Genomic DNA, 14297 nt, shown 5'->3' on the forward strand with positions numbered 1-14297 from the left:
CCGTCATTCCTCCTTCTCCCCGTGAAACTTTGCTTGCGCAAATTTCCCCGGGGGCCCCGCCGCCCGAGGGGCGGCCACTCCAAAGTTCGCTTTGCTCCGGCGCTTTTTGTTTTTTACAAAAAACGCCATCCGCCCGCTCCCTTGCTCCTCCTTCTCCCCACAAAATTTTGCTTCGCAAACTTTCGCGGGGGCCCTGCCGCCCTGGCGGGCGGTCCATGGACTTCGCTCCATTCAAAAAGCCCGGTCTTTTGACCGGGCTTTTCTCGTACCGCTCCGTCATTCCTCCTTCTCCGTCACCCGTTCCCCCGCACCTCCAGGAAGATGCGGCAGGGGAACTGGGAGATGAACACACTGCGCCGGGCGCTGGTGATGCTGCGGGACTGCAGAAGCTCCGGCGGGTCCCAGGCCCGCACCGGGCCCTCGCTGCCGTATTCGTCAAAGCGGGGCTCGCCCTCCATCAGCTCCCGGAAGTGGGCGCACAGCGCCTCCAGCATCCGGTCGCACTCCGCCTGGGTCGCAAACTCCATGTCCACAGCCGCCTCGGCCACACAGGCGCGGGGGTTCTCCTGCCGGCCATGGAAGGTATAGCTCACGGTGGCGGGGCAGCCCAGCACCTCTCGCTGGTAATAATACAGAAAAAAGCCTGTGCGCACACCGTTCTCCGAGCGGGTCCCGTCCGGCGGGCCGGCGGTCTGCGTGACCTCCTCCGCTCCCATGCCGAAGGCCACCGCATCACCCGGGATGCCGGTGGGGATGAGCGTGGTGCGGCCCGCCACCAGGAAGGCGCACACCGCCAGGACCAGCAGGCTGGCCCAGAACACCAAAGCGCCCAGTTTTTCCTTTTTCATGCCGGCCGCCCTCCTTCGCCGTGTCTCTCTGCTTTCAGTCTACACCTTCGCGCACGCCCGCCGCAAGGGGCGCACTGCCGATTTGACGGCCCGGGCGGGATAGGGTATGATAATACTGCGATGAAAAGGCGGCCCGGGCCGCCTTGTTTTCCGTTTGAAAGGGGGCCCAAACGCCGTGAGCCGTTCTGTTTTTTCCCGCTTTGCCGCCGCGCTGCTGGCGCTGTTTTTCGTTTTGCTGGCGGCAGGGCCTTTCGCCGCCCGGGCCGACGCGCCCACGCTGGAGGATATCCTGGACGACGTGCGCCGGCTGGAGGCGCTGGCCGAGGACTGGGCCGGCGAGCACCCGTCCAGCGACCCGGTGGAGCTGGTGGTGAACTACCTGTGCGGCGCGCGGTACGACGACCCGCTGTGGAGCCTGGTGCTGGGCGGCGAAAACCAGGAGTTCAACGACTGGGCGGAGCAGAGCGACAGCTCCCTCGCGTCGCTGCGCAGCCTGAAAAACGTGACCCTGCCCACCGGGGAGACGGTGGACTTTCTGCATCTTGTGGCCGCCGCCGGGGCAGGCTATGGCTACGGCATCCCCCAGATCATCTGCACCTGGGGCGGCGACTGCGTGCAGCTGGCGGCCTCGGTGCGGGGCATGTCCCAGGACGCGGCGGCCTGCTACGAGGCCCTTTCGGCCAGCTTTGCCGCCGCCGACGGCACCGGCTACTTTCCGCTGAGCGACTGGCTGGCGGACCTGGACGGGGTGGCCCTGGGCCAGCGGCTGCTGGCGGGCGAGGCGCTCTCCGACGCGATGGAGGGCTACTACGCCGCGCTGGCCGAGGCCGCGGACCCGGCGGCGGTGCGCTCGGAAGAATTCGTGGCGCTGCAGTTCGGCGGCGCGGACACCGGCGACGCCGAGACCTTCCGCGCGCTGGTGTGGGACACCTTCTTCACCGACGCGGGGGTGCAGCTGTATCTGCTGGCCAACGAGTACGCCGGTGTGAACGACGAGAACCAGACCGCCATCAACGCGGACATGCAGGCCCCCCTTGAGGCCGCCTGCATGCTGGTGGCGGACCGGCTGGCGGCGGACCTGGACGGCGCGGTGGTGGACCCGCCCGCCGCCACGCCCGCGCCGGACAGCGGCAGCAGCGCCGCCGGGCAGGAGACCGCGCCGCCCGAAGCCACCCCGGTCCCCGAAGAGGTGGAGGGTCTCTGGGCCGCGGTGCAGCGGCAGCCGGGCATTCTGCTGGCGGCCATGGGCGTGCTGGCCGCCGCCTTTGCGGCGGTGCTGGCGGCGCTGTGGCGCATCAGCCGCCGCTGACCTCAACATTCATCAGGAGGAACATGGCTATGAATGTATTCGACATCCTGGGCCCGGTGATGATCGGGCCTTCCAGCAGCCACACCGCAGGCGCGGCCCGCATCGGGGGCGTTGCCCGGGCGGTGCTGGCCGCCGAGCCGGTGAAGGCGGTCATTCAGCTGCACGGCAGCTTTGCCAAGACCTACAAGGGCCACGGCACCGACAAGGCCATCATCGCCGGCATCATGGGCATGGCCCCGGACGACGAGCGCATCCGCCGCGCCCCGGAGCTGGCCGAGGCGGCAGGCCTTGCCGTCTCCATCGAGACGGTGGAGCTGGACGGCGCCCACCCCAACACCGCCCGCATCCTTCTGTGGGACGCGTCCGGCCGGTCGGTGACGGTGCAGGGGGCCAGCGTGGGCGGGGGCAACATCCTCATCACCGCGGTGAACGGCATGGAGGTGCAGATCACCGGCCAGTACACCTCCCTCATCGTGCTCCACCGGGACACCCCGGGCACCATCGCCGCCGTCACCGACGTGCTGGCGGCCCACGGGGTGAACATCTGCAACTTCCGGCTGGCCCGCCAGGAAAAGGGGGGCGAGGCCGTGATGACCATTGAAATGGACGGCAGCTTCGACAGCGCGCTGAACCGGGAGGTGGAGGCTCTGCCCAACATCCTCTCCTCCACCATGCTGCAGCCCATCGGAGGGGGAAACAGGACATGACGGACGAACTGAAATACGATTCCATCGCCGGTCTCGTGGCCGCCGCCAAGGCGGCGGGCGAGCCCATCTCGGCGCTGGTGCTGCGCCAGCAGGCGCGGCAGCTGGAAAAGACCGAGGCCGAGGTGTTCGCCCAGATGCGGGACACCTACGCCGTGATGGCCGCCTGCATCGGCCCGGGCTGTGAGGAGGACCTGCGCTCGGCCAGCGGCCTCTCCGGCGGCGACGCCTTCAAGATGCGCCGGGCGGTGGAAAGCGGCAAGAACCTCACCGGAGGCGTGCTGGGGGGCGCGCTCTACCGGGCGCTGGCGGTGAGCGAGCTGAACGCTGCCATGGGCCGGGTGGTGGCGGCCCCCACCGCCGGCAGCTGCGGCATCCTGCCCGCGGCGGTGCTGACCATGCAGCAGGAGCGGGGCTGCGCCGAGCGCGACTGCGTGATGGCGCTGTTCACCGCCAGCGCGGTGGGCATGGTCATCACCGCCAACGCCAGCGTGGCCGGAGCCCAGGGCGGCTGCCAGGCCGAGTGCGGCAGCGCGGCGGCCATGGCCGCCGCCGCCATCGTGGAGCTGGCGGGGGGCAGCCCCCGGCAGGCCGCCGGCGCGGTGGCCATCGCTTTGAAGAACATCCTGGGCCTTGTGTGCGACCCGGTGGCGGGCCTTGTGGAGATCCCCTGCATCAAGCGCAACGCCTCCGGCGTGGCGGGGGCCTTTGTGGCTGCCGAGCTGGCGCTGGCGGGCATCGAAAGCGCCATCCCCGCCGACGAGGTCATCGTGGCCATGAAGAAGGTGGGGGACGCCATGTCTCCCGCCCTCAAGGAGACCGCCGAGGGCGGCCTTGCCGCCACCCCCACCGCCCGCCGGCTCTACGAGCAGGTGTTCGGCCGGCCCGCCGACGGCGCGGGCTGCACCGGCTGCGGGGGCTGCGGGGGCCTTTGAAAAAACCATGACGGCGGCGAAGCTTTTGCAAAAGCTTCGCCGCCGGTCTGTTTTGCCCGCTTGTGCTTTTTGCCGCCGGGGTATATGATAGAAAGGCGGCCCGCCCGACGGCGGGCCCGACCTGACAATTGCGGGAGGCGAAGCCTATGCGCCGGGATCTGACGGCGGGCCCAGTGGCAAAGACCATGCTTCTGTTCAGCCTGCCCCTCATCGCGGGGGACATGCTGCAGCAGCTTTATAATGTGGCGGACACCCTCATCGTGGGGCGCTTCCTGGGCGCGGCGGCCCTGGGGGCGGTGGGCTCGGCCTACACTCTGATGACCTTTCTCACCTCCATCCTGCTGGGCCTGGCCCTGGGCAGCGGGGCGGTGTTCTCGGTGGAGTGGGGCCGGCAGGACCTGGAAGAGCTGCGCCGCAGCGTGTTCTCCTCCTTCTGCCTCATCGCCCTCATCACGGCGGCGCTCACCGCCTTTTCCTTCGCTTTTCTGGACGGCATCCTGCGCTTTCTGCAGGTGCCGGCGGAAAACTACGCCCTGATGCGGGCCTATCTGTGGGTCATCTTTCTGGGCATCCCCGCCACCTTCCTCTACAACTTCTTCGCCTGCCTTGTGCGGGCGGTGGGGGACTCGGCGGCCCCGCTGGTGTTCCTGGGCCTTTCGGCGGCGGTGAACATCGCGCTGGACCTGTGGTTCGTGGTGGGCCTGGGCCTCGGGGTGGAGGGCGCGGCGGCGGCCACCGTCATCGCCCAGTACCTCTCCGGCGTCGCCATGGCGGCCTACACCGCCCTGCGCTGGCCCCGGCTGCTGCCCGGGCGGCGGCAGTGGCGGCTGGGACGGGAGAACCTGGCCCGCATCGCCCGGTTTTCGCTGCTCACCTGCGCCCAGCAGTCGGTGATGAACTTCGGCATCCTGATGGTGCAGGGGCGGGTGAACTCCTTCGGCCCGGCGGTGATGGCCGCCTTTGCCGCGGGGGTCAAGATCGACGCCTTTGCCTACATGCCGGTGCAGGATTTCGGCAACGCCTTTTCCACCTTTGTGGCCCAGAACTACGGCGCGGGCAAGCCCGACCGCATCCGCCGGGGCATGGCCGCGGCGGTGGGCTGCGCGGCGGGCTTTTCCGCCGCGGTCAGCGCGGTGGTGTTCCTCTTCGCCCGGCCGCTGATGGGCATTTTTGTGGAAGCTTCTGAAACGGAAATTCTGGACATCGGCGTGCAGTACCTGCGCATCGAGGGGGCCTTTTACCCCGCCATCGGCTGCCTGTTCCTCTTCTACGGGCTCTACCGTGCGGTGGGCATCCCCTTCATGAGCATGGTGCTCACGGTCATCTCCCTGGGCACCCGGGTGGCGCTGGCCTACGGCCTGTCCGCCCTGCCGGTGTTCGGGGTGGCGGGCATCTGGTGGTCGGTGCCCATCGGCTGGCTGCTGGCGGACGCGGTGGGCCTTGTCTACTGGCTGGCGCGCCGCCGTTCCATCGAAGCGGCGCTCACCGCCGCGGGCGGCTGAAAAAGAAGGGATTTCCATGGTCTTTCTGCTGGGCGCGGTGGCGTGCACCTCGCTGGTGAACATCGTGCTGGCGTTTGCCAGCCGCCGCGGCTGGGATGGCCGGGCGGTGCTGGGCTGGAGCTATTTTGCCTCGGCGGCGCTAGCGGGGCTGATGGCCGCGCTGCAGGCCCCGGCCCTCTCTTTCCCCGCGCCGGGGCAGCTGGCCGGGGCGCTGGCCGGGGCCATGACCCCGGCCTCCAGCATGTCCTTTGCGGTGTGGTTCGGCCTTTTGAGCGGCGGGCTCTATCTGCTGTGCCTTGTCACGGTGGAAAAAAGCGTGCGGGAAAAGGGCGCGGGGGTGACCACCCTCTATCAGCGGCTGGGCATCCTGGTGCCCATCCTCTGCTCGGCCCTTTTGTGGGGCGAGGTGCCCTCGGCCGTGCAGCTGGCGGGTCTGGCCGCCTCGGTGGCGGTGATGGCCGCCTTGTGGGGCGGCGGCGGGCGCGCGGCGGCAAAGGGGCCGCTGGCGGTGTTCCTTTTGGGGGGCGCGGTGGAGTTCACCGGCAAGGTGTTCCAGAAATGCGCCCTGGCGGAATACCGGCCCGTCTTTCTCTTCGTGCTGTTTGCCGCCTGCGCGGTGCTGGCCCTGCCCCGCCTTGTGCGCGCGCCCAAGCTGCCCCCCGCCGGGGTGGCGCTGGGTGCGGCGATGGGCGCGTGCAGCGCCCTTTCCTCCCTTTTGATGATGAACGCCCTGGAAACGGTGCCCACCGGCGTGGCCTACCCGGTGCTGAGCGTGGGCTCGGTTGCGGCGGTGACGGCGGTGGACGTGCTGGTCTTTCACCGCGCCCTCACCCGCCGGGAAAAGCTGGGCCTGGCTTTGTCCGCCGTGTGCCTCGTACTGGTGAACCTGTAAACAAATGGATTTGCGCCCGCCTCCAAAACCCTGTAAAATATAGGGGAAAGGGGGCGGGCTTTTTTGAGCGGGCGCACCTATCTTGCCATTGATCTGAAATCCTTCTACGCCTCGGTGGAGTGCGTGGAACGGGGCCTGGACCCCATGACCACCCATCTGGTGGTGGCGGACCAGAGCCGCACCGACAAGACCATCTGCCTTGCGGTGTCGCCGGCGCTGAAAGCCTACGGCGTGCCCGGCCGGGCGCGTCTGTTCGAGGCGCGGCAGGCGGTGGAAAAAGCCAACCGCCGCCGGCGGGCCAAAGCGCCGGGGGGCGCGTTTTCCGGCAAAAGCTGGGACGAGACGGCCCTCGCCGCCGACCCGGCGCTGGAGATGGACATTCTGGTGGCTCCGCCCCGGATGGCCCACTACATCGAGGTGAGCGCCAGGGTGTATCAGGTGTATCTGCGCTTTGCCGCCCCGGCGGACATCCACGTCTATTCCATCGACGAGGTGTTCATCGACGCCACGGATTATTTAAAAAGCGCCGGCGTGACCGCCGAGGCCTTTGCCCGCGAGGCGGTGCGGCAGGTGCTGGAGGCCACCGGCATCACCGCCACGGCGGGCATCGGGCCGAACCTGTATCTGGCCAAGGTGGCCATGGACATCGAGGCAAAGCACTGCCCGCCGGACGAAAACGGCGTGCGGGTGGCCCGGCTGGACGAGCGCAGCTACCGGCAGAAATACTGGGACCACCGCCCCCTCACCGACTTCTGGCGGGTGGGCCGGGGCATCGCGAGGCGGCTGGAGGAGAACGGCATGGCCACCATGGGGGATGTGGCGCGCGTTTCCCTCTCGGACGCGGGGCAGGAAAAGCTGTTCCGGCTGTTCGGGGTGAACGCCGAGCTGCTCATCGACCACGCCTGGGGCTTTGAGAGCTGCACCATGGCGGACATCAAGGCCTACGAGCCCGCCGACCACAGCGTGGGCAGCGGGCAGGTGCTGCAATGCCCCTACCCCTTTGAAAAGGCGGCGCTGGCGGTGCGGGAGATGGCGGACGCGCTGGCGCTGGACCTGGTGGACCAGGGCCTTGTGACCGACCGGCTGACCCTGGCGGTGGGCTACGACATCGAAAACCTCACCGACCCGGCACGGCGGGCGGCCTACCGGGGGCCGGTGGTGACCGACCACTACGGGCGCAGCACCCCCAAGCCGGTGCACGCCACCGCCCGGCTGGAAACGCCCACCGCCTCCGCCCGGGAACTGGTGGCGGCGGCCCAGGCGCTGATGGAAAAGATCGCCGACCCGGCGCTGCTGGTGCGGCGGCTCACCCTCACCGCCGGGCGGGTGCTGACCGAGGAAGAGGCCCAGGCCGCCCCGGTGTGCCGCCAGCTGGACCTGTTCCACGACTGGGGGGCCGAGGCCGCCAAAGAGCAGCAGGCCGCCGCCCGCCGGGCCAGAGAGAAGAAGATGCAGGCGGCGATGCTGGGCATCAAGAAGAAATACGGAAAGAACGCCATCCTCAAGGGCATGGACCTGGAGGATGGGGCCACCGGGAAACTGCGCAACGACCAGATCGGCGGTCACAAGGCGTGAGAGGGGGAGGAAAATGAGCCGTTACGACGATATGCTGGACCTGCCCCGCCCCGCCATGCCCCGGGCAAAGCCCCTGACCGGCGCGGAGCGGGCGGCCCAGTTTTCCCCCTTTGCGGCGCTGGCGGGCTACGAGGCGGCCATCCGGGAGGCGGCGCGCCTCACCGAGCCGGCGGTGGAGCTGGCGGAGGACGCGGCGGCGGCGCTGGACGAAAAGCTGCGCCTGCTGACCGAACGGCTGGCCCAGCGTCCCCAGGTGACGGTGACCTGGTTCGAGCCGGACGCAAAAAAGGAGGGCGGCGCGTTCCGGGTGTTCACCGGGCGGCTGCGCCGGGTGGACGAGGCCGCCGGCCTGCTCCTTTTTGAGGGCGGCCAGCGGCTGCCCCTGGCCGCCGTGCGGGGGCTGGAGAGCGAAGTTTTCCCCGAATTCCTCTGAACATGTGAAAAAGCGTCCCCTTGGGAAAGGGGACGCTTTTTTCATTGCTTCAGTTCAAAGACCACCCGGCCGGCCTCGTCGGACCAGACCACTTCCGCCTGCCCCGCCCAGGGCAGAGACTGGTTTATCTCGCCGGGGGCCGCCAGCACAAAGGCGCGGCCCTCGGGAGGCGCGGCGTGGCTGGTCTTTTGCAGCCAGGGGCGCATCTGCAGGGAGGCAAGGTCCTCCGTCTGCCACATCTCGATGGCCCCGTCGGTGAGTTCGGTGATCACGTTCGCCTGCCAGAAGGTGGCCCAGCCCCTGGTGTAGCCCTGGTCTTTCAGCCAGCCGGCCACCGTTTCCAGCCCGCCGCCGTGGGGCGGGGCGGCGGCAAAGCGCAGGGTGGCCCCGGTGCTGACACAGACCACCAGCGCCGCAAGGCATCCCGCCAGCGCCCGGCGCAGAGCGGGCCGCCGCAGGGGGAAGGCTTCCGCCGCCGCGGCCACCGCCGCGATGGCAAGGGGCGCCACCGGCAGCCAGTAGCTGCCGTTGATGGCCTCGCCGTCGTTCATGCAGGCGAAGGCCACCCCATCCACCACAAGGCAGGCCGCCAGGGTGACCCCCACCAGCCGGTGGGCAAAGGGCAGCGCCCCGCCCTGTTTCAGCAGCCATGCCAGCGCCAGCACCACCGCCCCTGCCAGCAGGATGCCCGCCGCGCCCAGCAGGCCGGGCAGGGAGAACAGGGGCACCGCCCCGGTGGCCGCCTGCTGCCAGCGGTCCGCCGGGTAGCCGAAGAGGGCCAGAAAATCGCCCCACACCTCCAGGATGCCGGTGAGGGAGAGGGCCGTCCAGCTGCGGGCGCTCTGGTCCTGAAAGGAGTAGGCCGCGGCCAGCACCCGGCGGTTGACCAGATAGCCCGCCAGCGAGCAGGCGCAGGCCAGCAGGACGGCGGCAAAGGCCCGCACCTGGGGCCGCTCCGCCCAGTCCGCGCCCAGGGGCGCCTGCAAAAAGCGCAGCAACAGCAGCAGGGCGCACCCCGCCGCCAGCGGCACATAGAGGTTCATCAGCAGCCGCACCCCGTTAAGGCCGGCGGCAAAGCTCACCAGCGCCAGCGCCGCCGCCGTGAGGGCGGTGCGAAGGCGCGAGACCGGGCGCACCAGCCGCACCGCAAGGCCCAGGCTCGCCAGCACAAAGGTCATGTGCACAAAGTAAAAGCCTCCCAGCACCCCGTGGTAGAGCTGCCAGAAGCCGAAGGGGCACAGCAGCGCCCCCGCCGCCCAGGGGGCGCTTTTCCAAAACCCCGCGCCCCGGGCAAAGAAGAGATAGGACCCAGCCAGCAGCGCCGAGAGCAGGCCCTGGGCCAGCATCCGGGCGGCGTGCCAGTTGCCGGGAAAGACCAGCAGCCCCAGCTTGAACAGCAGCTGCTGGCAGAACACCCGCAGCTCGGTGGAGTAGTACCAGTTTTGGGAGAGCACGCCCCCCTCCCGGTTCAAAAGGTCCGCCAGCACCATCTCGGAGGCCATGTCGCTGTCCAGCAGCGAGCGGCCGAAGCGCCACATCAGCGCCACCCCCGCCAGCCAGGCCGCGGCCAGCCACACCCAGCCGGCAGCGCGCCATACCCGTTCCGCCGCTTTTTTCTCCGCCATGCAAAACACCCCGCAAATGTGTTTTTTCAGCGCCAGTATACCACATCCGGGGCAAAAACAGAAGGCCGTTCAGGGATACTCGTATTCAAAGGAGGCGTTTTCCGCCGTCAGGTCCATCAGCACCCGCCCGCCCTTGGTCAGCCGGTAAGCGGCGGGGCAGGAAAGGTTCTCCCGCACGGTGCGCTCCATCACACCGGCGGCGGGGGCCCGCAGCGCGTGGCCCGGCCCGCCCAGCCGCCGGGCAGAAAGGCACAGCTCCCCCTGGCGCACCGTGACCCCGCCGCCCCCCAGGGCGGTGACCCGGGCCCCCAGATAGCTGGCCAGCCGCCACTCCGTTCCCTCCAGCCGCACCAGGGCGATGACTCCCCGGAAGGCCGCCGGGCCGAGGGGCACCTGGGCCGCGGCCAGCATCAGCGAGCCGCCCTCGAACAGGCACTGGGTCCAGAGGTAGCCCGAAGGGAAGGACCTGCCCCGGTCCCCCTCGATGTAGCCCCTGCCGCCGTCAAAGTCAAAGACCCGCCCGTTCACCACAAGCCGCCCGGAAAGGGAGTGGGCCATGCTGGCCACCCGGTGGCGGCACTGCAGAAAGGGCACGGCGCAAAAGGGGCCCATCACGTCCCAGGCCGGGGGCGAGAGCGGCCCGAAGCGCACCTCGCCCGACGCGGCGAGGCCCGGCGCATCCACCGCCAGGCGCAGCCCCCTTTCGCAGAAAAGGTTCTGCCCCAGCGCCGCCCGGGGCCGGGCGGCGCTCACGGCGCACTGTCCGGCGGCGAAGGGGACGTTCCGGCTCTCCCCCTCGGTGATGAGCTGCAGCGAGCCGCCCCCGGCGTGCACCGCCGGGATGAGGGCCAGACTGCCGCCGGGGCCCTGGCACTTGAAGTACCAGCCGCAGAACCCTCCGCCGAAAAATTTCTGCCCCGCCGGGCTTTTTCCGTCTTTTTCCCTGAAACGCTCCATGCCTGCCTCCCGCTGCCGCCGGTTTTCTGCCGGCGGCTCTTTTTCTGAAAAGAGTGTGCCCGGACACGCCTCTCCCTATGCCGAACGGGCCCCCGCCGCCCGTCATAGGATGGCCGGGAGGGATACGCATGAAACAACACTGGAAATTCTTTGCCAGCGCTGCCGCCGCGCTGGTGTGGCTGTGGGTGTCGGCGGCGCTGGCGGTGCCCTGGGTGCGGGGTGCCTCGCTCCATCTGCCCTTCGCCTATGTGGTGTTCGTGGTGGCGGGGGTGGCGCTGCTGCCCTCCTTCGCCTACCCCTACGGCGCGCTGGATGCGAACGCGGAAAAAGCGCTGAAGGCGGCGGGCATGCAGGCCACCATGACCAGCGAGGAGTACTCCAACATGCTCACCCGCTCGCCGGAGTGCCTCTTCCGTTTGGGGCGCTTTGAGCGCACCGGCTTTATGACCACGGCGCAGCTTTTGGCAAAACTGAAATGAAAAAAGGCCCCGGGACAAAGGTACGGTGCGCATAAAACAGTTAACAGGCACAGCAGTTTTTGCTGTGCCCGTTCTTGCTGGAGTTCACTTTTCATGATAAACTGAGGATGAACACTTCGGCACATCGGAAATTTGAGGGGGCTGCTATTTTGAATAAGAAGCGTTTATTGTATGTACTGATACCGCTTATATGTATTATCGGTGCATTACTGCATTTCTCAAACACATTGCCTAAAGGTAATACAGTTGAAAGCAGAGAAGAATTATTAAATAATGCAATTCCAAAAGGTGACAGTTGGACTGTTTCAAAAGAAATTGAAATTGACAAATACATCATTAGCTGTGCTTATAGTGCAAATGGAAAATCAACTATTGCGGTATTTGAGCCGACATCAAATGGAAAATATAAGTTTTTGACATCTACAAACAGGCAAAATGAAGATATTATTATTGGCGGAGCCATCATAAATGGTGAATGGTATGATTTGATTTGGTTCAATGGTGCTCAAACTGAATATGCAGAAATAATCTATACTGTAAATGGTGTGAGAAAAGAACCGTTAAAATATGACACAACCAATATGGATTTGATTTATATTAAAAATCCAGAAAAAGAGTATTCCATGAGTGTTTACTATTATGATAATAAAGGAAACAGATACGGATAACTTCCGGTTTGTCGAGAAGCTGCACCGGCGCAAAATCTCCAGGAACAAACAAAAGGGCGCACTTCTATACACCGTTCGGTGTAGTGCATACGAGGCTGTCTTGCTATTACAAAAAATCCTCCCTGCGAAAGATTCGTAGGGAGGATTCACTGTTTTACGGGCATCGCCGTAATGTCCCGGGGCCTTTTGGCGCTTGAAAGAGATTTACAGCAGATGCACCGCCACGATCAGGCCGGCGAACACGATGGAGACCATGCTGGTCAGCTTGATGAGGATGTTGATGGCGGGGCCGGAGGTGTCCTTGAAGGGGTCGCCCACGGTGTCGCCCACCACGGCGGCCTTGTGGCAGTCGCTGCCCTTGCCGCCGTGCTGGCCGCTCTCGATGTACTTCTTGGCGTTGTCCCACGCGCCGCCGGAGTTGGCCATCATCACGGCCAGCACGAAGCCGGTGACGGTGGTGCCGGCCAGCAGGCCCGCCACGCCGTTCACGCCCAGGATGAGGCCCACCACAACGGGCACGATCACCGCGATGAGGGCGGGGGCCAGCATCAGCTTCTGGGCGCTGCGGGTGCACATGTCCACACAGCGGGCGTAGTCAGGCTCCGCCTTGCCTTCCATCAGGCCGGTGATGGTGGAGAACTGACGGCGCACCTCCACCACGATGCTCTGGGCCGCCTTGCCCACCGCGTCCATGGTCAGCGCCGCGAACAGGAAGGGCAGCATGCCGCCGATGAACAGGCCGATGAGGGTGGTGGGGTTGGTGATGGTCAGGTCCAGGGCCATGTCCGGCTTGATCTGATGCACCTTGTCGATGTAGCTGGCGATGAGGGCCAGGGCGGTGAGGGCCGCACTGCCGATGGCAAAGCCCTTGCCGGTGGCGGCGGTGGTGTTGCCCAGGGAATCCAGCGCGTCGGTGCGCTGGCGCACCTCGGCGGGCATGTGGGTCATCTCGGCGATGCCGCCGGCGTTGTCGGCGATGGGGCCGTAGGCGTCGGTGGCCAGGGTGATGCCCAGGGTGCTGAGCATGCCCACGGCGCTCACGCCAACGCCGTAGAGGCCCATGTTGAAGTCGGAAACGCCGCCGGCGCAGAAGTAGCTCAGCAGAACGCTCACGCCCACGATGACCACGGGGGCCACGGTGCTCAGCATGCCCAGGGACAGGCCGCTGATGATGACGGTGGCGCTGCCGGTCTCGCTGGAGGCGCTTAAGTTCCGGGTGGGCTTGTAGGTGTCAGAGGTGTAGTACTCGGTGATGGCGCCGATGGCAACGCCCGCCACCAGACCGCTGATGACCGCGATGAACACGCCGGTGGCGTGCTCGGCGGGCAGCAGCCAGTGCACCGCGAACCAGGCGCACACCGCGATGAGGGCGCTGGCGATGTAGGTGCCGGTGCGCAGGGCGGTGAGCAGGTTTTTCTGGCTGGCGCCCTCCTTGGTCTTGACGAAGAAGCTGCCCACGATGGAGCACAGAACGCCCAGCGCCGCCAGCAGCATGGGCACGCTGACGCCGCTCGCGCCGTAGCCCGCGGCCACGGCCAGGGCGCAGGTGGAGACGATGGAGCCCACATAGCTCTCATACAGGTCGGCGCCCATGCCGGCCACGTCGCCCACGTTGTCGCCCACGTTGTCGGCGATGACGGCGGGGTTGCGGGGGTCATCCTCGGGGATGCCCGCCTCCACCTTGCCCACCAGGTCGGCGCCCACGTCGGCGGCCTTGGTGAAGATGCCGCCGCCCACACGGGCGAACAGGGCCATGCTGGACGCGCCCATGCCGAAGGTGAGCATGTTGGAGGTGATGTTCTGGATCAGCAGCTCGGTGCTGGCCACCGGGTCAACGGCGGTGTACCAGAAGCGCAGGAAGAAATACCAGAACGACAGATCCAAAAGCCCCAGGCCCACCACGGTGAAGCCCATGACGCTGCCCGCCGAAAAGGCCACCCGCAGGCCGCGGTTCAGGCTTTCGGAGGCCGCGTTGGCGGTGCGGCAGTTGGCCATGGTGGCCGTTTTCATGCCGATGAAGCCCGCCAGACCGCTGAAGAAGCCGCCGGTGACGAAGGCGAAGGGAGTGAAGTAGCTCAAAAAGCCCATGGCGGCCATGGCCAGCAGGATGCAGAAGACCACCGCGAAGAAGACGGCCACGCCCTTGTACTGCCGCTTCAGATAGGCGGTGGCGCCGCTGCTCACCGCATTGGAGATCTTCTCCATCTGCGGGGTCCCCACGGGCTGGCCCTTCACACGCCGGAACATGGCGGCGGCAAAGCCCAGCGCCAGCACCGCGCCCGCCGCCACAAGGAACATCGCGTTCATAAAAATGAGACCCTCCTTTAGATTTTTGGCGTCCCGGTGTAAAACAGCCTGCCGCATTCCGCG

Annotated in this window: 13 protein-coding genes; 9 read left to right on the forward strand and 4 right to left on the reverse strand. The window is 67.0% G+C overall.

The window, feature by feature from the left end; genetic code table 11:
- Positions 1-293: 293 nt before the first annotated feature.
- Positions 294-848, reverse strand: coding sequence for a hypothetical protein (locus tag ACMI1Q_RS08840; RefSeq protein WP_419503518.1), 555 nt, complete (start codon positions 846-848; stop codon positions 294-296).
- 175 nt (positions 849-1023) lie between these two features.
- On the opposite strand from ACMI1Q_RS08840, the gene ACMI1Q_RS08845 reads away from it, so the two are divergent.
- The 7 genes from ACMI1Q_RS08845 (at position 1024) to ACMI1Q_RS08875 (ending at position 8198) form a co-directional block, all read left to right on the forward strand.
- Complete coding sequence (locus tag ACMI1Q_RS08845) at positions 1024-2157, forward strand: hypothetical protein (protein WP_419503519.1); 1134 nt, start codon at positions 1024-1026, stop codon at positions 2155-2157.
- Positions 2158-2186: 29 nt separating this feature from the next.
- Positions 2187-2864: an L-serine ammonia-lyase, iron-sulfur-dependent subunit beta gene (gene sdaAB / locus ACMI1Q_RS08850; RefSeq protein WP_419503520.1), complete on the forward strand. Its 678-nt coding sequence runs from the start codon at positions 2187-2189 to the stop codon at positions 2862-2864.
- Positions 2861-3796: an L-serine ammonia-lyase, iron-sulfur-dependent, subunit alpha gene (gene sdaAA / locus ACMI1Q_RS08855; protein ID WP_419503521.1), complete on the forward strand. Its 936-nt coding sequence runs from the start codon at positions 2861-2863 to the stop codon at positions 3794-3796. Before sdaAB ends, sdaAA begins: the two co-directional genes overlap by 4 nt.
- Before the next feature lie 146 nt (positions 3797-3942).
- On the forward strand, positions 3943-5298 hold the full coding sequence (locus ACMI1Q_RS08860) for an MATE family efflux transporter (RefSeq protein ID WP_419503522.1): 1356 nt from the start codon (positions 3943-3945) through the stop codon (positions 5296-5298).
- A 16-nt stretch (positions 5299-5314) separates the two neighbouring features.
- A complete protein-coding gene (locus tag ACMI1Q_RS08865) occupies positions 5315-6190 on the forward strand; it encodes a hypothetical protein (protein WP_419503523.1) in 876 nt (291 codons plus the stop codon).
- Between the two features lie 63 nt (positions 6191-6253).
- Positions 6254-7765, forward strand: a complete 1512-nt coding sequence (locus ACMI1Q_RS08870) for a DNA methylase (RefSeq protein ID WP_419503524.1) — start codon at positions 6254-6256, stop codon at positions 7763-7765.
- Positions 7766-7778: 13 nt separating this feature from the next.
- Positions 7779-8198: a hypothetical protein gene (locus tag ACMI1Q_RS08875; protein WP_177522855.1), complete on the forward strand. Its 420-nt coding sequence runs from the start codon at positions 7779-7781 to the stop codon at positions 8196-8198.
- 41 nt (positions 8199-8239) lie between these two features.
- Here ACMI1Q_RS08875 and ACMI1Q_RS08880 read toward each other — a convergent pair whose 3' ends face one another.
- Together ACMI1Q_RS08880 and ACMI1Q_RS08885 are read right to left on the reverse strand one after the other, a co-directional pair.
- Positions 8240-9823 carry a hypothetical protein gene (locus ACMI1Q_RS08880; protein WP_419503525.1) on the reverse strand — a complete coding sequence of 528 codons (1584 nt, stop codon included), beginning with the start codon at positions 9821-9823 and terminating at the stop codon, positions 8240-8242.
- A 69-nt stretch (positions 9824-9892) separates the two neighbouring features.
- Complete coding sequence (locus ACMI1Q_RS08885) at positions 9893-10780, reverse strand: hypothetical protein (protein ID WP_330055823.1); 888 nt, start codon at positions 10778-10780, stop codon at positions 9893-9895.
- Positions 10781-10908: 128 nt separating this feature from the next.
- On the opposite strand from ACMI1Q_RS08885, the gene ACMI1Q_RS08890 reads away from it, so the two are divergent.
- On the forward strand, positions 10909-11259 hold the full coding sequence (locus ACMI1Q_RS08890; RefSeq protein WP_419503526.1) for a hypothetical protein: 351 nt from the start codon (positions 10909-10911) through the stop codon (positions 11257-11259).
- Positions 11260-11366: 107 nt separating this feature from the next.
- Complete coding sequence (locus tag ACMI1Q_RS08895; protein ID WP_177522799.1) at positions 11367-11927, forward strand: hypothetical protein; 561 nt, start codon at positions 11367-11369, stop codon at positions 11925-11927.
- A gap of 204 nt (positions 11928-12131) precedes the next feature.
- Here ACMI1Q_RS08895 and ACMI1Q_RS08900 read toward each other — a convergent pair whose 3' ends face one another.
- Entirely contained in the window at positions 12132-14234 is a 2103-nt protein-coding gene (locus ACMI1Q_RS08900; protein ID WP_419503527.1) for a sodium-translocating pyrophosphatase, read from the reverse strand.
- Positions 14235-14297: the final 63 nt, after the last annotated feature.

The sequence above is a fragment of the Candidatus Allofournierella excrementavium genome (assembly GCF_048526665.1).
Lineage (GTDB): Bacteria > Bacillota > Clostridia > Oscillospirales > Ruminococcaceae > Allofournierella_A > Allofournierella_A excrementavium.

Excerpts from the sequence above, each read along its gene's own strand:
- ACMI1Q_RS08860 (WP_419503522.1), top strand. The coding sequence starts at position 3,943 with ATGCGCCGGGATCTGACGGCGGGCCCAGTGGCAAAGACCATGCTTCTG.
- ACMI1Q_RS08885 (WP_330055823.1), bottom strand. The coding sequence starts at position 10,780 with ATGGAGCGTTTCAGGGAAAAAGACGGAAAAAGCCCGGCGGGGCAGAAA.
- ACMI1Q_RS08890 (WP_419503526.1), top strand. The coding sequence starts at position 10,909 with ATGAAACAACACTGGAAATTCTTTGCCAGCGCTGCCGCCGCGCTGGTG.
- ACMI1Q_RS08880 (WP_419503525.1), bottom strand. The coding sequence starts at position 9,823 with ATGGCGGAGAAAAAAGCGGCGGAACGGGTATGGCGCGCTGCCGGCTGG.
- ACMI1Q_RS08875 (WP_177522855.1), top strand. The coding sequence starts at position 7,779 with ATGAGCCGTTACGACGATATGCTGGACCTGCCCCGCCCCGCCATGCCC.
- ACMI1Q_RS08865 (WP_419503523.1), top strand. The coding sequence starts at position 5,315 with ATGGTCTTTCTGCTGGGCGCGGTGGCGTGCACCTCGCTGGTGAACATC.
- ACMI1Q_RS08840 (WP_419503518.1), bottom strand. The coding sequence starts at position 848 with ATGAAAAAGGAAAAACTGGGCGCTTTGGTGTTCTGGGCCAGCCTGCTG.
- ACMI1Q_RS08895 (WP_177522799.1), top strand. The coding sequence starts at position 11,367 with ATGAACACTTCGGCACATCGGAAATTTGAGGGGGCTGCTATTTTGAAT.
- ACMI1Q_RS08900 (WP_419503527.1), bottom strand. The coding sequence starts at position 14,234 with ATGAACGCGATGTTCCTTGTGGCGGCGGGCGCGGTGCTGGCGCTGGGC.
- sdaAB (WP_419503520.1), top strand. The coding sequence starts at position 2,187 with ATGAATGTATTCGACATCCTGGGCCCGGTGATGATCGGGCCTTCCAGC.
- sdaAA (WP_419503521.1), top strand. The coding sequence starts at position 2,861 with ATGACGGACGAACTGAAATACGATTCCATCGCCGGTCTCGTGGCCGCC.